Source organism: Novosphingobium sp. BL-S-32, assembly GCF_056857055.1.
In genome coordinates, this window is record NZ_CM166476.1 from 282,948 (window position 1) to 302,908 (window position 19,961).

Consider the following 19,961-nt stretch of genomic DNA (forward strand, 5'->3'; position numbering starts at 1 on the left):
TCGGTCACTCCGGAAGGAAGTCGGGCACCGAGAGGTAGCGTTCGCCGGTGTCGTAATTGAAGCCCAGAATGCGGGAACCGGCGGGAAGCGACGGCAGCTTCTGTGCAATCGCGGCCAGTGTTGCGCCGGAGCTGATGCCGACCAGCATGCCTTCCTCGGTCGCGCAGCGGCGTGCCCATTCCTTGGCGTCCGCCGGATCGACCTGAATCGCGCCATCGATCGCCTGGGTGTGAAGATTGCCCGGGATGAAGCCGGCGCCGATGCCCTGGATGGGGTGCGGACCCGGCTGGCCGCCGGAAATGACCGGCGACAGCGTGGGCTCCACCGCATAGGCCTTGAGCGAGGGCCAGACGGCCTTCAGCGTTTCGGCGCAGCCCGTGATGTGGCCGCCGGTGCCGACGCCGGTAATTAGGGCATCGATGGGCGTATCGACAAAGTCCGCGAGAATTTCGCGGGCGGTGATTTCGGCGTGGACCGCGACGTTGGCCGGGTTGTCGAACTGCTGCGGCATCCACGAACCGGGCGTTTCCGCGATCAGTTCCTTGGCGCGCTCGATGGCGCCCTTCATGCCCTTTTCGCGCGGAGTCAGGTCGAACGTGGCGCCATAGGCCAGCATCAGGCGGCGCCGCTCGATCGACATCGATTCGGGCATGACGAGGACCAGCTTATAGCCCTTGACCGCCGCCACCATGGCAAGGCCGATGCCGGTGTTGCCCGAAGTCGGCTCGATGATCGTGCCGCCGGGGGAAAGCGTGCCATCGGCTTCGGCAGCCTCGATCATGGCCAGCGCGATGCGGTCCTTGATCGAGCCGCCGGGATTGCCGCGCTCGACCTTGATCCAGACTTCATGGTCGGGAAACAGCCGCGAAACGCGGATATGCGGCGTATTGCCGATGGTGGCGAGGATGTTGTCGGCCTTCATCAGTGGTGCTCCCAACGTGGTGCGAAGGTTCGGGCCCGGCGGATCTCAGGGAAACCCCAGGCCCAGATTGCGGTAATGACTATGGCAGCGGTGCCGCCGAAGACAACAGCCCCCGTCGCGCCGAGCAGTGCGGCGGCAACGCCCGACTGCATCTCGCCCAGCTCGTTCGAGGCGGAGATGGCAAGGCCGGAGATGGCGGAGACGCGGCCGCGCTTGTCGTCCGGCGTGCGCAGCTGGACCAGTGAGCTGCGGATGAACACAGAGATCATGTCGGCAGCGCCGAGCAGGGCAAGGAAGCCCAGCGAGATCAGGAAGCTGCGCGAGAGGCCGAAGCCCACCGTCATCGCGCCATAGGCGGCGACGGAGAGCAGCATCTTGACGCCGACGTTCTTCGCCAGCGGGCGGAACGAGAGCCAGAGGGCGACCACGGCCGCGCCGGCCGCCGTTGCGGCGCGCATCTGGCCAAGGCCTTCCGGCCCCACGTGCAGGATGTCGCGCGCGAAGACCGGCATTAGAGCAGTGGCACCGCCCAGCAGGACCGCGAAAAGGTCGAGCGTGATACAACCGAGCAGGAAGCGTTCATGCCAGATGAAATGGAAGCCATCGACGATCTGGCGCAGCGGGTGGGCCTTTCGCGCGTCCTTCGCTAGCGGCGGAAGATTGCGGATGGCGAGGATGCTGATCGCCGAGAGCGCCATCAGGACGGCCGCGATCCAGTAAGGGAGCGCGTGGTGCCTCGCGAAAAGGAAGCCGAAGGCTGCCGGTCCGATGATCGTGCCGGCCTGCATGGCGATCGAGTTGAAACCGATGGCGCGGGGGATCAGTTCGGCGGGAACGATATTGGGTGCGATTGCGCTCATCGACGGGCCGACGAATACGCGCACCGCTCCGTGCACTGCCGCGAACATGTAAAGCACCGGCAGGCTGCGCCATTCAAGCGTAGTCGCGATGCCCAGACCGATCGCTACCAGAATGTCGACTGCTATCGCCAGACCGGCCACGCGGCGGCGGTCGAACCTGTCGGCGATGACGCCCGAGACCGGGGTCAGCAGGAAGATCGGCAGGAACTGCGCGAAGCCCAGCAGGCCCAGTTGGAAGGATGCCTGCGTGATCGACATGCCATAGTCGCTGCGGGCAACGTCGTAGAGCTGGTAGCCGATGATGACGACCATACCGGTCGAGGCGAGTACCGCGAAGAAGCGGGCAAGCCAGAACTTGCGATAATCGGCGATGCGAAGCGGCGAAGTGGGCCGCGCGGCGGCGCCCGAGGAATGCGGGGGAGACGAGGGCGTATTCACGACCGGCTGCATGGCAGCATGACCCGGCCTTGCCAAGTCATGCCGCCGATCTTTCTCGAAAGGTTATGTTTGCAGTCAATAAGTAAACCGCGCGGTGAGCCGCACGTCGCGCCCGGAGATGGGCACGAAGTCACGCGTTTCCGAAGCGGCAAGGCGGCCGGTGACATCGAAGAGATTGTCGGCTGCGAGGATCAGTGACAGCGGGCCATGTTCGCCCAGCGGGCGCCAGGTCGCGCTGAGGTTGACCAGCGTGAAGGCGCTCGTCGGGTTCTCGTTCTCGGTGACGCGGCTCTGCTTGGCGTTCCATTCGACTTCGCTGCGCAAGGTGACGGCGGGCGAGTCGAATTCCAGACCACCACGGGTGCGCAGCGGCGGAATGCGCGGCACTGGTCCCATATCGACCAGCTTGGCATGGGTATAGTCGACGCCAGCGTCGGCCTTCAGCGAATTGTCGCCCCAGCGTGCGAACGTGATAGCGCCCTCGGCCTCGACGCCGCGGAAGCGGGCAGGGGCCTGGATATACTGATAGACCGGGAAGTCCTGAATTATCTCGCCGGTGGGTACGGCCGTGATGAAGTTATCGAAATTGATGCCGTAGAGGGTCACCGAGCCGACCACCGCGTCGCCATTGTAGCGCATGCCTGCCTCGACGCCGTTGCTGCGCTCGACCGTGAAGTTCGGATCGCCGCGCTCGTAGGACTGGGTGGCATCGTGCAGGCCGTCGACAAAGAGTTCCTCGGCCGAAGGCGCACGTTCGCCGTGCGAGAAGTTGGCCGAGAAAGTCAGCGTGTCGGTCGCATGCCAGGCGACGCCGCCGACTGCCGCGTATTGATCGAAGTTGCGCTGGTCGCCGTCGGGGATCGTGCGGATCTGGGTGTTTTCGTAGCGCAGGGCGCCTTCGAGGTCGAAGCGGCCCACTTCGAACTGCTGGAGCGTGAAGACCGCGAAACGATCGGTGTTGTTATCCGGCAGCAGCGATTCGTCGCCGCTGATGGAGAGCCGCGAGGAGGAGTACTGAACACCGCTCGATCCGCTCCAGATCCCGTGCTTTTCCTGGTCGGCTTGAAGGCGGACCTCGACGGCCTTGTTGTTGAACTGGGTGCCGATGTTGCCGTCCTCGATTTCGGCGTGCTCATAGTCGCCATAGGCGCCGCGCACTTCGAGGCGCTTGAGGAAGCCGGTGAGGTTGAGGCCTGCGCGCAAGTCCACACGGGTCTGGCGCAGCGAGATGCTGGTCGAATCCGGGTCGGTCGAGGGGCGCGGCGGAATGCCGTAGTCATTGGCAAGGCGCTGCACGGAAACGCCGATATCGCCGCCATCGTCGATGAAGGCGAGGCCGCCGCCCACTGTCCAGCCTTCGGTGCCGCTATTGGTGAGCTTGCCCTTGCTGTTGGCCTGCGCGGTCAGCGTTGCGGCGCCCACGGCATCGCCGGCGGCGGAAAGGTCGCTCGCCTGCGTCAGGGTCTGCGCGCGCAGTTCGGGCGAGAGAACATAGCCGCCGATATTGAGATCATCGCTGTGGTTGTATGAGGCGTTCAGATGGGCAACGAGGCGGCTGGCGAGGCGCACATCGGCGGCAATCCCGCCGTTCACCATGTTCGCCGCCGTGCCGTAGGAGCCGAGTGCGTCAACGGTGAAGGCCTTGTCGGGAACCTGATGCGGAATGCGCTTGTCCACCGCATTCACCACGCCGCCAGAAGGATCGCTGGCGTAGAGCAGAACGCGCGGGCCGTGGAGCACTTCGACGCGTTCGATATTGAGCGTGTCGAGCGAAACCGCGTGGTCAGCCGAGACCGATGAGGCATCGAGCGAACCGATACCGTCGAGCAGAACCTGAACGCGCGGACCGTCGAAGCCGCGCAGCACCGGGCGTGAGACGCCGGGCGCAAAGCCGCTGCTCGAAACGCCGGGAAGGCTTGCCAGCATCTCGCCGATCTGAGGCTTCAGATCGCGCGTGAGGCTGTCTCCGGTCAGCACCACCGGTGCATTGATCGGATCAGCATTGCCCGAGATCACGCGTCCGGAAACGATGATCTCAGGGCCGCTCTCCTGCGGATGCGAACTGTCGTCGGCGGCAGCCGGAGCGGCGGCCGTCTCGGCGTACGCCGTGCCGGGGACGGCGAGCAAGGCTGCGGTGGCCAGGGCGCCGGCGGAGGCCAGCAGGGCGATTCGGGCTTGAGGCGTCGTCATGGCGACTTGGCTAAGGGTGATGATATACTATATCAAGTGCCAATCGCACATGACGGAAATTTCATGTTGCGATGCGGCGCGAACGCCACACGAAGACGCCGCGCGGAACTAGTCCACGCGGCGTCTTCGTGCTTCGCCAATGGCTTGAAGGAGTGCCCGACAGGGCGGGCGCTCAGCGGCGTGGGCGCAGTCGGGGGTTGGGCTGGGCGGTGTCCACCAGCTTTAGGAAATCGTCGATGCGGATGATCCGCTCGAACTGAAAGCCTGAACGGCCCTCGTGCGACCAGATCATGTGCGCTTCGATCCTGCCGATGACCGGAAGGCGCATGACGAGGCGCTCTCCGCGATCCAGAGGGAGTTCGCCCTTGGACATGAAGCCCTGAGCCGAAAGGTTGATGATATGCAGATGAACGTCGCCCATCTGGCGATGCTCGGCAATCAGCTTGTGATCGACAGGATGGCGAGCCGCCCGCCGCTTGTCGGTTACAGAGAGCTGTGCTCCTGCACTCATGTCCATTTAGCCTCTGGTTGTGACCGTGAGGGGACACAGTGCATCAAAATGGCAAACAATCCGTAAACCCGGCAGAATTTTGCCGTCCTGCCGGGTTCAATGGTGCTTCACCTGCGATCAAGCGTTGCGCAGGATCGCGTGCTTCTTCTTGCCGAGGCTGAGCTTGCGGGTTTCCCCGGCAGCCACTTCGATCAGGAAACCCGGATCGTTCATGAGGACGTCGTCCAGACGGACGGCGCCTTCGCCGATCTTGCGCTTCGCCTCGCCATTAGACGCGGTGAAGCCCAGTTCGGTGAGCGCCGCGCCGAGCCGCACGCCTTCGCCCGTCACGTCCAGCGTCGGCAGATCGTCGCCCATGCCGCCGCCTGCGAACGTCGCCTTGGCCGTTGCTTCGGCAGCCACGGCGGCATCCTCGCCGCGGCAGAGCTTGGTCACTTCGTTGGCGAGCACGACCTTGGCATCGTTGATCGCAGCGCCTTCGAGGGCTTCGAGGCGGGCGATCTCATCCAGCGGCAGGTCGGTGAACAGGCGCAGGAACTTGCCCACGTCGCGGTCGTCGCAATTGCGCCAGTACTGCCAGAAGTCGTAGCTGGGCAGCATCTCTTCGTTGAGCCAGACCGCGCCGGCGGCCGACTTGCCCATCTTGGCGCCATCCGCCGTGGTGAGCAGCGGCGTCGTCAGGCCGAAGACTTCCTTGCTGTCCATGCGGCGGGTCAGTTCGACGCCGTTGATGATGTTGCCCCACTGGTCGGAGCCACCCATCTGCAGGCGGACGTCCTTGTCCTTGCACAGGTGACGGAAGTCGTAGCCCTGCAGGATCATGTAGTTGAATTCGAGGAAGGTCATCGGCTGTTCGCGTTCAAGGCGCAGCTTGACCGAATCGAACGAGAGCATCCGGTTCACCGTGAAGTGAGTACCCACTTCTTGCAGCAGCTGGATGTAGCCAAGCTGGCCCAGCCAGTCCTGATTGTTAACCATGATTGCGTCGGTGGGGCCGTCGCCGAACTTCAGCAGGCGCGAGAAGATCGAGAAGATGCCCTTGATATTGGTCTCGATCGTTTCGTCGGACAGCATCTTGCGGCTCTCGTCGCGACCGGTGGGATCGCCGATGCGCGTGGTGCCGCCGCCCATCAGCACGATGGGCTTGTGGCCGGTCTGCTGTAGGCGGCGCAGCATCATGATCTGCACGAGGCTGCCGATGTGGAGCGACGCCGCCGTGGCGTCGAAGCCGATATAGCCCGGCACGACCTGCTTCTCTGCGAGAGCGTCAAGGCCCTCGGCATCCGTCGTCTGGTGGATGTAGCCGCGCTCTTCGAGGACGCGGAGCAGGGAAGATTTGTAAGTCATGACCGTGCTTTTCGTTAATGGGAGCCGGGCGCCTAGCATGCGAAAGGCTCAAGATGAAGCAGCCAAGCGAAAGCGGTTGGTCGCTTTCGTGGTGACATCCGGCCGAATCCGGATTGTCAGGCGGATAGGCAGCCCTCTACGGATGCCCACATGGCCGACCTGACCTGCCACCCGGCACATCCTCCTGTCCTTGTCCGCAGTATCGAAACGCGTGTGATCGGTTTCGACGAGAGCTGGCTGCGCGTGCGCTGGCGTATTCTCGGCGCTGGCAAGCTGGTGGTGCCGGCTTTCGCGGGCAAGGGCCGGGCGGAAGGTCTTTGGCAGACCACCTGTTTCGAGCTGTTCCTTCAGCCGCCCGGCGGCCCGTCCTATGTCGAGATCAACCTTTCCCCGTCCGAGCGCTGGAACGTCTATGACTTCACCGGCCGCCGCCAAGGCATGGCCGAGCGGTCGATGCCGCGCGAGCCCGACTGCACCATGCGCAAGGGTTCGGACATCGCAATCTTCGACGCCGCCATACCCGCGGCCGGGCTGCCCGCGCTGCCGCTGAACTACGGGTTCACGGCGGTGATCGAGGAAGAGGGCGGCGTTAAGAGCTACTGGGCGCTTTCCCACAGCAGGGACGAGCCTGACTTCCACGATCCGTCTTGCTTCACGCTCGAGCTTGCGGCACCGATCGGTTCATGAAATTCGGCCCTGTGAAATTCGGCATCGACCGCCTGCTGGCGGATCCTGAACTGCGTGCGCCTCTCGTAGGGCGCCGCGTGGCGCTTGTTGCGCATCCCGCCTCGGTGACCGAGGATCTCGTCCATTCGCTCGACGCGCTGATCGCGGCGGGCGTGAATGTGACGAGCGCCTTCGGTCCCCAGCATGGACTGAAGGGTGACAAGCAGGACAACATGGTCGAGACTGCCGACGAGCTGGACCCGGCTTACGGCATTCCGATCTACAGCCTCTACGGCGAAGTCCGCCGCCCGAGCGAGGCGATGATGGACAGCGCCGATGTGTTCCTGTTCGACCTTCAGGACCTCGGCTGCCGCATCTACACTTTCGTGACGACGCTGCTCTATCTGCTCGAAGCGGCCGAGAAGCGGGGCAAGAGCGTCTGGGTGCTCGATCGTCCCAACCCCGCCGGCCGCCCGGTCGAGGGGCTGACTCTGCTGCCCGGGCAGGAGAGCTTCGTCGGTGCCGGCCCGATGCCGATGCGCCATGGCCTGACGCTGGGCGAGATGGGCCACTGGTTCGTCCGTCACTTCAAGCTCGATGTCGATTACCGCGTGATCGCGATGGAAGGCTGGGAGCCCGAAGGCCCCGGCTTCGGCTGGCCGCAGGACCGCATCTGGATCAATCCCAGCCCCAACGCGGCCGATCTCAACATGGCCCGCGCCTATGCCGGCACAGTGATGATCGAGGGCGCGACGCTTTCGGAAGGTCGCGGCACCACGCGCCCGCTGGAAGTGCTGTTTGGCGCGCCCGATATCGATGCCAAGGCGGTTCTGGCCGAGATGCAGCGTTTTGCGCCTGAATGGCTCGAAGGCTGCGCCCTGCGCGAATGCTGGTTTGAGCCGACCTTCCACAAGCATGCCAAGACCCTGTGCAGCGGCTTGATGATCCACGCCGAAGGCAAGTTCTACGATCACCATGCCTTCCGCCCGTGGCGACTTCAGGCGCTGGCGTTCAAGGCGATCCGTAACCTCTATCCGGACTATCCGATCTGGCGCGACTTCCCGTACGAGTACGAGTTCACGCGCCTTGCCATCGACGTCATCAACGGCGGCCCCGGCCTGCGGGAGTGGGTCGACAATCCCTCATCGCTTCCCGAGGATCTCGATGCGGCGGCCGGTGCCGACGAAGCCGCGTGGAAAACCGAGATCGCGGACCTGCTGCTCTACTGAGCGGGCGACAAGGCCGCTTTCCCATCGGCAACGGGTGGGGGCGCCATCATCTTGCCGTCGGCGAGCACGAGAACCGGGCAACCCGCCAGGCGTGTGTCGACCGCGCGGATCATTCCCGGCTTGTCGTCATTGGAGCGGGGTGTGCCATGCCCCGCCGCCTCATTGGCACGCTGAATGGTATAGCCGCATTTAGCCTTGGCGGCCGGAGCCTTGCCTGCACCCGTTGAAGGTGTCGCGCCCATCGTCAGGGCACCCATGACAAGAATTAGTGCAATGTCCTTCATCGTCGCACTCCCGTTTCCGGTTACCGCCGCATCATCCTCCCGTCCCAAGATGTAGGCAAGCCCGTCATGCCTTCTTGCGCGTCAGTTCCCGCATCGCCGCGTCCAGCCCGTCCAGCGTCAGCGGGAACATCGCGCCGCCCATCAGGTCGCGGATCATCCGCGTGGAGCTGGAATAGCCCCACTGGATCTCGGGCGTGGGGTTGAGCCAGACGGTGGCCGGATAGGTCTGCGCCACGCGCTGGAGCCAGACCGCGCCGGCTTCATCGTTCATGTGCTCCACCGAGCCGCCCGGATGGCTGACCTCGTAAGGGCTCATCGCTGCATCACCGACGAAGATCACCTTGTAGTCATGCCCGAACTTGTGGAGCAAATCCCAGGTCGGCGTGCGCTGCGACCAGCGGCGGCGATTGTCCTTCCACACGCCTTCGTAGAGGCAGTTGTGGAAGTAGAAGAACTCCATGTTCTTGAACTCGGCGCTGGCGGCGCTGAACAGCTCTTCCATCAGTTGGATGTACGGGTCCATCGATCCACCGACATCGAGGAACAGCAGCACTTTCACCGCATTGTGCCGCTCGGGCCGCATGCGGATATCAAGCCAACCCTGCCGCGCGGTGCCGGAGATGGTGGCGTCGAGATCCAGTTCCTCGACAGCACCCTCGCGCGCGAAGCGGCGCAGGCGCCGCAGCGCCACCTTGATGTTGCGCGTGCCCAGTTCGCGGGTGTTGTCAAGATTGGCGAACTCGCGCTTCTCCCAGACCTTGATCGCGCGGCCGTGTTTGCCTTCTCCGCCGATCCGGATGCCTTCCGGATTGTAGCCGGCATGACCGAACGGCGAAGTGCCGTTGGTGCCGATCCACTTGTTGCCGCCGGAATGGCGTTTTTCCTGTTCTTCCAGACGCTTCTTGAGCGTTTCCATGATCTCGTCCCAGGAGCCGAGCGCCTTGATCTGCTCCATTTCCTCGTCCGAGAAGTAGCGCTCGGCCACTTTCTTCAGCCAGTCCTCAGGAATATCGACCGGCTGCTGGCCGTAGTCGCTGAACACGCCCTTGAAGACCCTCTGGAACACCTGGTCGAACCGGTCGAGCAGGCCTTCATCCTTCACGAAAGTGGCGCGGCTGAGGTAGTAGAACGCCTCCGGCGTCCGCTCGATCACCTCGCGGTCCAGCGCTTCCAGCAGCACCAGATGCTCCTTGAGCGAGGCCGGGATCCCCGCCGCGCGCAGTTCCTCCACGAAGTTCAGCAGCATGGTGTGGCTCCGCTCCGGTTGACACGAAAGCCGGGATGAAGCGATCTGTCACCTTGTTGTGAAATCAATGTGTTACCTGTCACTTTGCATATGCCTGTGTGACTTTTCAAAACCTGATAACACCGCCTCGGTGTCACTTTGTACCGATGCCTTTTTTGGCCAAGTTACCGAGCGGAGGGAGCGTGCGAGGTTCATGATTGCGAACCTACACCACCCGTGGTGCCGTAGGAAACCGCGCGGCCCTCGCGCGATCTGGGCCGATGCACCAGCGCGACCAGCACGAAGGAGATATACATCAGCAGGTACCACGCGCCGAGCTTGCTCCAGTGCACCATGGTCCAGCCATTTCGCTGGCTGGGATAGATCCACGCCTGCGAGAAGGTCGCGAGGTTTTCGGCGAACCAGATGAACAGCGCGACAAGAAACCACCCGAGCAGTAGCGGCATCCAGCGATCCTCTCGCCAGACCCGAAACCAGATCCGCGTGCGCAGGAACAGCGCGCCGAGGACGGCGAAGAGCCCAAGGCGAATGTCCGGAAGCCAGTGATGCGCGAAGAAATTGACGTAGATTGCCACGGCCAACGCCACCGAGACGGCTTCGGCCGGATAACCCGTGAAGCGAAAATCGAAGATGCGCCAGACGCGGGCGATATAGCTGCCGACGGCGGCATACATGAAGCCCGAAAACAGCGGAACGCCGCCGATCCGCAGCATGTTCGCCTCGGGATATTCCCATGACCCGTGCGCGGTCTTGAACAGTTCCATCACGGTGCCGACGACATGGAAAGCGAGAATGACTTTCGCCTCGTCCATCGTCTCAAGCCGCAGTGTCAGCATTGCGATCTGGATTGTCAGCGCGGCGAGCGCCAGGAAATCGTAGCGGGCCAGCGGCGCTTGCGCGGGATAGAACAGATGCGTGGCGACCAGCAGCGCCAGCAGCAAACCGCCGAACAGGCAGGCCCAGCCTTGCTTGAAGCCGAACAGCAGGAACTCATAAAGCCACGCCCGCCAACCGGGACGCGGCTCGAACGCTTCGAGCCGCGCGCGGATCGCCGCGAAACGGGTCTGCGAGCCCCTGGTCACGGCAAAATCATGCCGGAGAGGGTGGTGGTGGCGGCTGCTGCGGCCATATTTGCAGCGCGGCATCGAAGTGCGCCCATTCCGGCGCGTCGTCGGTCCAGATCACGGCTTCCGGCCTCAGGCCATGGCCTGCGTCCAGCGCGCCAAGGCGCATGGTCTTGAGATGGGGACGCGCCGAGCTTTGTGCGAATATCTGCGTTCCGCACTTGGGGCAGAAGTGGAACGTCAGCGTATTGCCGCTCGCCGCTGTCCATGTGGAAGACGCGAGATCGCCCTCGATGGCGATATCTTCGGCCTTGAAGATAGCATTGTTGGTCGGACCGCCTGCCGCAAGCTGCTGGCACTGGCGGCACCAGCACTGACGCGTGGCAATCGGCTCGCCCGAAATTTCGAGCGTGACGGCGCCGCAGGCGCAGCGGCCGGGATAGGGTGCTGTCATTGGGTCAGGCTTTCCTCACTTCTGGCGACATCAGCGGCAATCGATATCTGGCCGGAATTTCCGTGTCGATGGCCTGATGGATACCTGGAAGAAAATGCGAAGCGGGGAAAGTCAGCTTCCCCGGCGGGCCATGAAAGCGAGCCTTTCGAACAGCATGACGTCCTGCTCGTTCTTCAGCAGCGCGCCGTGCAGCGGCGGGATCGCCTTGGCCGGGTCCTGATTCTGGAGGACCTCCAGCGGCATGTCCTCGCTCAGCAGCAGCTTCAGCCAGTCGAGGAGTTCGCTGGTGGAAGGCTTCTTCTTGAGGCCGGGCACTTCGCGCAGTTCGTAGAAGATCTCCATCGCCTTGGTGACGAGGGTCTTCTGGATGCCGGGGAAGTGCACGTCGACGATGGCCTGCATCGTCTCGCGCTCGGGAAACTTGATATAGTGGAAGAAGCAGCGGCGCAGGAAAGCGTCCGGCAGGTCCTTCTCGTTGTTGGATGTGATGACCACGATCGGGCGCTCCTTCGCCGCGACGTGCTCGCCAGTCTCGTAGACATCGAAAGCCATGCGATCGAGTTCGGCCAGAAGGTCGTTGGGGAATTCGATGTCGGCCTTGTCGATCTCGTCGATCAGCAGGACGGGCAGCCGGGGTGAGGTGAAGGCCTCCCACAGCTTGCCCTTGCGGATGTAGTTGTTGATGTCGTGGACGCGGGCATCGCCCAGCTGGCCGTCGCGCAGGCGGCCGACGGCGTCGTATTCGTAGAGGCCCTGATGCGCCTTGGTGGTGGACTTGACGTTCCAGGTGATGAGCGGCGCGTCGAGAGAAGCGGCGATCTGTTCGGCCAGCACCGTCTTGCCTGTGCCGGGCTCCCCTTTTACCAGCAGGGGGCGGCGCAGCAGGACGGCGGCGTTGACCGCGACTTTCAGGTCGTCGGTGGCGACGTAGCTGCTGGTGCCTTCGAAACGCTGCATTCGGCCTGTCCCGTTGTTTAACTATTCGGTTAATCCCTAAGTTTTGCGTCGCAGCATGGCAAGCGGGCAGTCGAGGGCATGGACTTCGCCGCCGGGGCGTTGCAATCAGCGGCGCATGGGGGCTGGATTCTTGCGCGAAATGAACTGGCTGGGCGCGGACCGGGTGCGGGGATACCTGCGTCTACTGGCCGGGCTCAATCTGGCCATGCTGGCCTGGCTACTGGTGACAGCGCACGGCGGGGTTGATGCCAACGGCTTCCTGCTCGGCAGCGATTTCATCAGCTTCTGGACCACCGGGCGGATGCTGATCGCGCACGGCGATCCATACGACGCGGCGGCGCATATCGCGGCGCAGCAGGCATGGTTTGCGTCGCCGGGCGGCTACACCGCGTTCTTCTATCCGCCCTTGTTCCTGCCGCTGTGCTGGCCGCTCGGTTGGCTGGGATATTTTCCCGCGCTGGCGGCGTGGCTGCTGGCGACGGGCGCGCTCTATGCGGCGGCGGTGCGGGTCTGGTGGCGAAATGCCGAGATCGGAGAACCACTGGCGCTGCTGATGGTGGCATTCCCGGCGATGCCGATTGTGGTGACGCATGGGCAGACCTCATGGCTTGTTGCGGCGTTGCTCGGGACCGGCGTGCTTATGGTTCGCCGGCAGCCTTTGCTGGCGGGGCTTTGCCTGGGACTGGCGACGATCAAGCCGCAATTCGGGTTGCTGGTTCCGCTGGCGCTGATCGCTTCGCGTGAGTGGAAAGTGATCGGCGTCGCGGTCGTGACGGCACTGGCGCTCGCGGGACTGTCGGCGCTGGCCTTCGGCTCTGAAACATGGCTGCACTGGCTTGCGGCAAGCGACCGCGCGCAGGCTGCCATGGCGGAAGGCGCGGTAGGTTTCGGCAAGATGGTGAGCCCGTTCGCAGCGCTGCGGCTGCTCGGGGCGCCGGTTTGGGCGGCTTACGGGGTGCAAGGGCTGGTTGCCCTTGCCGTAGCGGCGCTGGTTGTTGTCGCGGCGTGGACCAAGGGCTGGCGGCCCGCGTTGGCCTCGCTTGTGCTGGCCGGAGCGCCATTGGCGACGCCCTTCGTGCTCGATTACGACATGGTTTTGCTGGCGTTCCCGATGCTCTGGCTGGCGGGCGAGGGGCGGCGAACCGGCTTTGCGCCTTACGAGAAGCTGGTACTGCTGCTGACGTTCGTCGCCCCCGCTTTCGCGCGGCCGTTGGCGCTGAACTTTTCGGTTCCGATCATGCCGCTGGTGCTGGCCGCATTCTTCGCGATAGTCTGGCGCCGGGCCAACTCCAGACCCAAGTCGCATGACGACGAGGAGCAGCCCTGAACGAAGGAGCCTGAGGTGCCCGAGAACAAGCCCCGCGCCGCGCGCAACATTGCCCTGCTGATCGATGCCGACAATGCCTCGCCCAGTCACCTTGAGGCGGCGCTGACCATCCTCGGCGATCTCGGCTCGGTCAATGTCCGGCGCGTCTACGGGAACTGGAGCAAGGCTTCGCTCAAGGGATGGTCCAAACTCGTCCACCGTCACGCGCTGGAACCGCAGCAGCAGTTCGACGTGACCAAGGGCAAGAACGCGACCGACATGAAAATGACGATCGACGCGATGGACCTGCTTTACGATGGCCATGTCGACGGCTTCGGCCTGATGACCAGCGACAGCGATTTCATGCCGCTCGCCATCCGCATCCGCCAGAAAGGCACGCCGGTCTATGGCTTCGGCACGAGCCGCACGCCCGAGGCATTTCGCGAGGCCTGCACCCGGTTCATCGACCTTGCCGCGCTACCCGCCGCCGATGAGGACGAGACGCCGGGCGAGACCACTGTGCCGCCCATCGACGCCGATCTGGTCAAGCTCATCGGCGAGGGCTGGAAGGCCAGCAAGCGTGACGAGAACGGCTATGCCAGTCTCTCGGAAGTCGGCCAGCGCGTTGCCAACCGGTCCAGCTTCGATGCCCGCAGCTATGGTTTCTCGCGCCTGTCGGAACTGGTGAAGACACTTCCCAACTTCGCGACGGAAATGCGCGACAGCGGGTTGTTCATCAAGCGGATGCGCTGAGGCTGGCGAGCAGTGCCCGCCTAAGCCTCACGCGTCGATCAGTTCCGGATCGATCTCGCCTGCGCGGTTCTGGATGAACTGGAAGCGGTGTTCGGGATTGCGGCCCATCAGGCGGTCGACAAGGTCCTTCACCGCCGCGCGGTCCTCGTATTCGGGCGGCAGGGTGATCCGGATCAGCGAGCGCGAGGCCGGGCTCATCGTCGTCTCCCGCAGCTGCTGCGGGTTCATCTCGCCAAGGCCCTTGAAGCGGCCGACTTCGACCTTCTTGCCCTTGAACACGGTCTTTTCCAGCTCGGCGCGGTGCGCATCGTCGCGGGCATAGGCCGAGGTCGAACCCGCCGTCAGGCGGTAGAGCGGCGGCTGGGCAAGGTAGAGGTGCCCGCGCCGCACGATGTCCGGCATCTCCTGGAAGAAGAACGTCATCAGCAGCGTCGCGATGTGGGCGCCGTCGACGTCGGCGTCGGTCATGATGACGATGCGGTCGTAGCGCAAGTCGTCCGCGTTGCAGTCCTTGCGGGTGCCGCAGCCGAGTGCGAGGCCAAGGTCCGCGATTTCCTGATTGGCGCGGATCTTGTCGTTGGTGGCGCTGGCGACATTGAGGATCTTGCCACGGATCGGCAGGATCGCCTGCGTCTTGCGGTCACGCGCCTGCTTGGCCGATCCGCCTGCCGAATCGCCTTCGACGATGAACAGTTCGGTCTCGCCATCGCCTTCACCCGAACAGTCGGTGAGCTTGCCGGGCAGGCGCAGCTTCTTGGCATTGGTGGCGGTCTTGCGCTTGACCTCGCGCTCCGCTTTTCTGCGAAGCCGCTCATCCATGCGCTCCATGATCGAGCCGAGCAGCGCCTTGCCGCGCTCCATGTTGTCGGTCAGGAAGTGATCGAAGTGATCGCGCATCGCCGCTTCGACAAGGCGCGCGGCCTCGGGGCTGGTCAGTCGGTCCTTCGTCTGGCTCTGGAACTGGGGGTCGCGGACGAAGACCGAGAGCATGACCTCGCTGCCCGTCACCACGTCGTCCGGAGTGATGTCCTTGGCCTTCTTCGCCTGCCCCACAAGGTCCGCGAAAGCGCGGATGCCCTTAGTCAGCGCCGCACGCAGGCCCTGTTCGTGGGTGCCGCCATCCGGGGTCGGAATGGTGTTGCAGTACCAGGAATAGGAACCGTCGGAATAGAGCGGCCAGGCGATCGCCCATTCGACGCGGCCCTGTTCGGAACCGTCATCGCCGCGCGGGAAATCCTGCGTGCCGGAGAAGAACTGCGTGGTCACGCATTCGCGGCCGCCGATTTGCTCGGCCAGATGGTCGGCCAAACCGCCGGGGAACTGGAACGTCGCCTCTGCCGGCACCTCTTCGGAGGTAAGCGAGGGCGCGCATTTCCAGCGGATCTCGACGCCGGCGAAAAGGTAGGCCTTGGAGCGGACCAGCTTGAAGAGGCGGGCGGGCTTGAACTTCTGGTCGCCAAAGATTTCGGGATCGGGCGTGAAGGTCACGGCCGTACCGCGCCGGTTGGGCGCCGCGCCGACTTTCTGGAGCGGGCCAAGCGTCTGCCCGCGCGAGAATTCCTGCGCGAACAGTTCCTTGTTGCGCGCAACTTCGATGCGGGTCTTCACCGAGAGCGCGTTCACCACCGAGATGCCGACGCCGTGGAGGCCGCCCGACGTGGCATAGGCCTTGCCGGAAAACTTGCCGCCCGAGTGCAGCGTGGAGAGGATGACCTCCAGCGCCGACTTGCCCGGGAACTTGGGGTGCTCGTCGACCGGGATGCCACGTCCGTTGTCGGTGATGGTGAGGCGCCCGGCGGTGCCCGGCTCCTCTTCCAGCGTCACTTCGATACGGTTGGCGTGACCGGCGACAGCCTCGTCCATCGCGTTGTCGAGCACTTCGGCGGCAAGGTGATGCAGCGCGCGCTCATCGGTGCCGCCGATATACATGCCCGGACGGCGGCGGACGGGCTCCAGCCCCTCCAGCACCTCGATCGCGGAACCGTCATAGGTTTCCCCTGCGGCGGAGGGGAGCTTGTCGAAGAGGTCATCGGACATGGGCGGACTATAGGCAGGCCCGGAATCAGCGATCAAGCAGGCGCTTGTGCTTATCCGCAGGGGTTTGGTTGAATGGAGAAGAAAAAGGGAACAAAATGCGGAGGCAGCCGGCCGACGGTGCCTCCGCTCGCGATTATTTGCCCTTGGCGAACCCGGTCGGCGCGGCGTCGATCACCTTGACGCCGCCGCTCTCCACCGCGCGCACTTCCAGCGCGCGCTCGATCAGACCGTTGCGGTTGAAGCGGAAGGCACCGTCGACGCCCAGGAATCCGTCGGGCGCAAACATGTCCGCCGTCGGGAAGATCGCTCCAGGCTTCCATGCGCGCGAGACACGCAGGGTCAGCAGCACCGCATCGTAACCGAGCGTGGCGATGCGGAAGGGCTGGGCGCCGAACCGCGCGCGGTAGCTCTTGGCGAACTGGCCGAAGCGGGTGTCCGACACTGTGGCGAACCAGGCGCCGTTCAGGGCCGGAGTGGTCGTCAGTTCCTTTTCGCCGCTCCAGAGTTCGGTGCCGAGCAGGCGGACCGTGCCGGTGCCGCCTCCGGTGCGGAACGTGGTGGCGGCGCGTGAGGAGAGGCCGCCGCTGTCGGCGATCAACAGTGCGCCGAAGCCGCCCTTGGCCTTGATCCGCGTCGCTGCGGCGCTGATCGAGGCGGCGGTACGGTCATAGGGCTCCATGGCCAGCACGGTGCCGCCACTGGCGCGTACCGACGCGAGCAGGGCACTGCTCACGCGTTCGCCATACTCGCCGCGCGGAACCAGCGCGGCGAAGCTCGAAACGCCCTGTTGGCGGGCATAGGCCACCGTGCGCGCGACCGACTGGCCGGGCAGGTTGCCGATGATGAAGACTTCGCTCTCGGCGGCTTTCTCGTCGTTTGAGAACGAGATCAGCGGCACTCGCGCAGGCCGGGCAACGGCGCGCACGGCGGCGATGTCGTCGGCGAGCAGCGGGCCGAGGATCAGCTTGTTGCCGTCCGTCACCGCGCGGCGCGCGGCCTCGCCGGGGTTGGTGCCGGTGTCGTAGACCGTGATCCGCAGGTCCTTCGCGCCGGTATCGAGGATCGCCATGTTCGCCGCATTGGCCAGCGATTGGCCGACCCCGGCATTGGGACCCGTGGTGGGCACCAGCAGGGCTACGCGGTGGCGCTCGGTATCGGTGGCGACGACGTTGTCGCTGGGAGCGGGCGTTGGTGCGGGAGCAGGCGCGGGAGCCTTGGGAACGACCGCGCAGCCCGCAAGCAGTGCCATGGCGGCCCCGGCCAGAAAATTACGCCGATTGGGTCGTCCATTCAGGCTCTTGTCGAACATTGCTTGCCGCTCCCGCAGTCCTTGGGCCATGAGGCCGATAATGGAAAACAGTCTTTCGCCAGGCCTCTACATAGTGGCAACCCCCATTGGCAACCTTGGGGACATTACAGTCCGCGCCGTAGAGACGCTTCGGGGCGTGAGTGCGGTCGCTTGCGAAGATACGCGGGTAACGGGCAAATTGCTCCACCACCTGGGTATCAAGCAGCGCCTCATCCGCTACGACGATCATGCCGGGGAGGGGGACCGCGAGCGGCTGCTCTCACTGATGGCAAACGAGCCGGTGGCGCTGGTCAGCGATGCCGGAACTCCGCTGATTTCCGACCCGGGCTACCGTCTGGTCCGCACCGCGCGTGAGCGGGGAATTGCTGTCACCAGCCTGCCCGGTGCCAATGCAGCGGTCATGGCGATGACGCTCTCCGGCCTTCCCAACGACCGCTTCCTGTTCGCCGGTTTCCTGCCCAACAAGGTCAAGGCGCGCGAGACGGTTCTGGGCGATCTGGCGCGCGTTCCGGCGACGCTGGTGTTCTACGAAACCGCGCCGCGTCTTGAAGATGCGCTGGCGGCAATCGATTCGGTGCTGCCGGGCCGCGAAGTGGCGGTCGCGCGCGAACTGACCAAGAAGTTCGAGGAATGCCGCAGCGGCACGCCGCAGGAGCTGATCGCGCATTATGCCGCGCATCCGCCCAAGGGTGAGATCGTGCTGCTGGTCGGCCCGCCCGGCGACGAGCCGATGGGGGAGGTCGACGTCGATGCGCTGCTCCGCGCCGCGCTGGAGGAAGCCAAGCCCTCGCAGGCAGCGGCGAGCGTGGCCAAGGCGACCGGGCTCGACCGCAAGACCCTCTATGCGCGCGCGCTCGAACTGAAGTGAGCGCCATCCGGTGAGCGAGCAGCGCGCAAGGGCGGAACGGCAGGGCCGACGGGGCGAGGCGCTCGCGCTCTGGTACTTGCGCCTGTCGGGCTGGCGGATCCTTGCCGATCGGGTGAAGACGCCGCGCGGCGAAGTGGACCTGGTGGCGCGGCGCGGCCGGGTGCTCTGCTTCGTCGAAGTGAAATGGCGCGCCCGCAAGGCCGATCTCGACCATGCGATCGATGGCTATCGGCTGCGGCGTGTCGCGGCGGCCGCCGAAGCGCTTGCGCCGCGCTATCAGAAACCCGGCGACAGCCTCAGGATTGATGTCCTGCTGCTGTCGCCGCGGTGCTGGCCGCGACGGATTGCCAATGCCTGGCAACCTTTCGCGTGACAGCGGGGGGTAGGAAGTCCGGTATCGATCGAAGAAATAGGGCGAGGAACGGCGACGAAATTATTCGCACGGCTTGCCGAATTTCATTAAGCCTCCGCCCCGTAGTTCCCCCCGTTATCCTCCCCCAGATTCTCCCGAGGAACCGAATTCCATGAGCCTACGCGTCGCCATCCAGATGGACCCGCTCGAAACGATCAACATCGCGGGCGATTCGTCCTTTGCCCTGATGCTTGCTGCGCAGGAGCGCGGGCATACTCTGTTTCATTATGACGTGCGGACCTTGGCCTACGACGCTTCCGAAGGCGCGGGCGGTCGGCTTACCTGCTGGGCCGCGCCGGTCGCCGTCCAGCGCGTCGAAGGCGCGCATTTCACGCGCGGCGACTATCGCCTGATCGACCTTGCCGCGGATATCGACGTGGTGCTGATGCGGCAGGATCCGCCGTTCGACCTTGGCTATATCACTGCCACGCACTTGCTCGAACGGCTTGCCGGGCGGACTCTGGTGGTCAACGATCCCGCCTCGGTCCGCAACGCGCCTGAGAAGGTCTTTGTGCTCGACTTCGCGCGCTTCATGCCGCCGACCTTCATCGCCCGCCGTATCGAGGACGTGCGCCTGTTCCAGCAGCGCAATATCGAGGCCGGTTTCGGTGGCGATCTGGTCATCAAGCCGCTCCACGGCAATGGCGGCAAGGCTGTGTTCCGCGTGCCTGCCGACGGCAGCAACCTCGGCGCGCTGATCGAGATGTTCGAGAACGCCTGGGTCGAACCGTTCATGGTCCAGCCCTTCCTTCCCGACGTTTCGGAAGGCGACAAGCGCATCGTACTGGTCGACGGCGTGGTTGCGGGCGCGATCAATCGCCGCCCCGGCGCCGGCGAATTCCGCTCCAACCTTGCAGTGGGCGGCTCGGCGGAGGCGACCGAACTCACTTCGACCGAAATGGAGATCTGTGCGGCGCTTGGCCCTGAACTCAAGGCGCGCGGGCTGGTATTCGTCGGCATCGACGTGATTGGCGGAAAATGGCTGACCGAAATCAATGTGACATCGCCCACGGGTATCGTCGCGATAGACCGATTCAACGGCACAGATACCGGAGCACTCATCTGGGAAGCCATCGAAATCCGCCACGCGGCGATGTGACCGTAAGCC

At 64.5% G+C, this 19,961-nt stretch carries 19 protein-coding genes; 7 read left to right on the forward strand and 12 right to left on the reverse strand.

What is annotated here, in order from left to right:
* Positions 1 to 4: 4 nt before the first annotated feature.
* The 5 genes from cysK to tyrS all read right to left on the reverse strand — a co-directional run bounded on the left by cysK (position 5) and on the right by tyrS (position 6,268).
* A complete protein-coding gene (gene cysK, locus AC1VVK_RS01415) occupies positions 5 to 922 on the reverse strand; it encodes a cysteine synthase A (RefSeq protein ID WP_482904076.1) in 918 nt (305 codons plus the stop codon).
* Positions 922 to 2,256 (reverse strand): MFS transporter, encoded by a 1,335-nt coding sequence (locus AC1VVK_RS01420; protein ID WP_482904077.1) that lies wholly within the window; start codon positions 2,254 to 2,256, stop codon positions 922 to 924. The genes cysK and AC1VVK_RS01420 overlap by 1 nt, the downstream gene beginning before the upstream one ends.
* 39 nt (positions 2,257 to 2,295) lie before the next feature.
* Positions 2,296 to 4,410 (reverse strand): TonB-dependent receptor, encoded by a 2,115-nt coding sequence (locus AC1VVK_RS01425; RefSeq protein ID WP_482904078.1) that lies wholly within the window; start codon positions 4,408 to 4,410, stop codon positions 2,296 to 2,298.
* Positions 4,411 to 4,582: 172 nt separating this feature from the next.
* Positions 4,583 to 4,921, reverse strand: a complete 339-nt coding sequence (locus AC1VVK_RS01430; RefSeq protein ID WP_132385319.1) for a PilZ domain-containing protein — start codon at positions 4,919 to 4,921, stop codon at positions 4,583 to 4,585.
* Between the two features lie 117 nt (positions 4,922 to 5,038).
* Positions 5,039 to 6,268, reverse strand: a complete 1,230-nt coding sequence (gene tyrS, locus AC1VVK_RS01435) for a tyrosine--tRNA ligase (protein ID WP_482904079.1) — start codon at positions 6,266 to 6,268, stop codon at positions 5,039 to 5,041.
* Positions 6,269 to 6,418: 150 nt separating this feature from the next.
* Here tyrS and AC1VVK_RS01440 point away from each other — a divergent pair, with 150 nt between their 5' ends.
* Positions 6,419 to 6,955, forward strand: coding sequence for a DOMON-like domain-containing protein (locus AC1VVK_RS01440; protein WP_482904080.1), 537 nt, complete (start codon positions 6,419 to 6,421; stop codon positions 6,953 to 6,955).
* 11 nt (positions 6,956 to 6,966) lie between these two features.
* Complete coding sequence (locus tag AC1VVK_RS01445; RefSeq protein ID WP_482905091.1) at positions 6,967 to 8,163, forward strand: exo-beta-N-acetylmuramidase NamZ family protein; 1,197 nt, start codon at positions 6,967 to 6,969, stop codon at positions 8,161 to 8,163.
* Here the strand turns inward: AC1VVK_RS01445 and AC1VVK_RS01450 are convergent.
* The 5 genes from AC1VVK_RS01450 to AC1VVK_RS01470 all read right to left on the reverse strand — a co-directional run bounded on the left by AC1VVK_RS01450 (position 8,157) and on the right by AC1VVK_RS01470 (position 12,168).
* A complete protein-coding gene (locus AC1VVK_RS01450; protein WP_482904081.1) occupies positions 8,157 to 8,447 on the reverse strand; it encodes a hypothetical protein in 291 nt (96 codons plus the stop codon). The genes AC1VVK_RS01445 and AC1VVK_RS01450 overlap by 7 nt on opposite strands.
* 64 nt (positions 8,448 to 8,511) lie before the next feature.
* A complete protein-coding gene (locus AC1VVK_RS01455; RefSeq protein ID WP_482904082.1) occupies positions 8,512 to 9,693 on the reverse strand; it encodes a vWA domain-containing protein in 1,182 nt (393 codons plus the stop codon).
* Positions 9,694 to 9,884: 191 nt separating this feature from the next.
* Positions 9,885 to 10,838, reverse strand: coding sequence for a DUF817 domain-containing protein (locus AC1VVK_RS01460; protein WP_482904083.1), 954 nt, complete (start codon positions 10,836 to 10,838; stop codon positions 9,885 to 9,887).
* Positions 10,783 to 11,211, reverse strand: a complete 429-nt coding sequence (locus AC1VVK_RS01465) for a GFA family protein (RefSeq protein WP_132385325.1) — start codon at positions 11,209 to 11,211, stop codon at positions 10,783 to 10,785. The genes AC1VVK_RS01460 and AC1VVK_RS01465 overlap by 56 nt, the downstream gene beginning before the upstream one ends.
* Before the next feature lie 111 nt (positions 11,212 to 11,322).
* Positions 11,323 to 12,168 carry an AAA family ATPase gene (locus AC1VVK_RS01470; protein ID WP_482904084.1) on the reverse strand — a complete coding sequence of 282 codons (846 nt, stop codon included), beginning with the start codon at positions 12,166 to 12,168 and terminating at the stop codon, positions 11,323 to 11,325.
* A 139-nt stretch (positions 12,169 to 12,307) separates the two neighbouring features.
* Between AC1VVK_RS01470 and AC1VVK_RS01475 the strand changes: the two genes are divergently transcribed.
* Positions 12,308 to 13,495, forward strand: a complete 1,188-nt coding sequence (locus tag AC1VVK_RS01475; protein ID WP_482905092.1) for a glycosyltransferase family 87 protein — start codon at positions 12,308 to 12,310, stop codon at positions 13,493 to 13,495.
* A 15-nt stretch (positions 13,496 to 13,510) separates the two neighbouring features.
* On the forward strand, positions 13,511 to 14,227 hold the full coding sequence (locus AC1VVK_RS01480; RefSeq protein ID WP_482904085.1) for an NYN domain-containing protein: 717 nt from the start codon (positions 13,511 to 13,513) through the stop codon (positions 14,225 to 14,227).
* Between the two features lie 27 nt (positions 14,228 to 14,254).
* Here the strand turns inward: AC1VVK_RS01480 and parE are convergent, their stop codons facing one another.
* Both parE and AC1VVK_RS01490 read right to left on the reverse strand, forming a co-directional pair.
* Positions 14,255 to 16,264: a DNA topoisomerase IV subunit B gene (parE, locus tag AC1VVK_RS01485; protein ID WP_482904086.1), complete on the reverse strand. Its 2,010-nt coding sequence runs from the start codon at positions 16,262 to 16,264 to the stop codon at positions 14,255 to 14,257.
* A gap of 133 nt (positions 16,265 to 16,397) precedes the next feature.
* Positions 16,398 to 17,573, reverse strand: a complete 1,176-nt coding sequence (locus tag AC1VVK_RS01490) for a penicillin-binding protein activator (protein WP_482904087.1) — start codon at positions 17,571 to 17,573, stop codon at positions 16,398 to 16,400.
* A 40-nt stretch (positions 17,574 to 17,613) separates the two neighbouring features.
* Between AC1VVK_RS01490 and rsmI the strand changes: the two genes are divergently transcribed.
* The 3 genes from rsmI (at position 17,614) to gshB (ending at position 19,952) form a co-directional block, all read left to right on the forward strand.
* Positions 17,614 to 18,441: a 16S rRNA (cytidine(1402)-2'-O)-methyltransferase gene (gene rsmI, locus AC1VVK_RS01495; protein WP_482904088.1), complete on the forward strand. Its 828-nt coding sequence runs from the start codon at positions 17,614 to 17,616 to the stop codon at positions 18,439 to 18,441.
* A gap of 10 nt (positions 18,442 to 18,451) precedes the next feature.
* Entirely contained in the window at positions 18,452 to 18,814 is a 363-nt protein-coding gene (locus AC1VVK_RS01500; RefSeq protein ID WP_482904089.1) for a YraN family protein, read from the forward strand.
* A gap of 151 nt (positions 18,815 to 18,965) precedes the next feature.
* Positions 18,966 to 19,952 carry a glutathione synthase gene (gene gshB / locus AC1VVK_RS01505; RefSeq protein ID WP_482904090.1) on the forward strand — a complete coding sequence of 329 codons (987 nt, stop codon included), beginning with the start codon at positions 18,966 to 18,968 and terminating at the stop codon, positions 19,950 to 19,952.
* Positions 19,953 to 19,961: the final 9 nt, after the last annotated feature.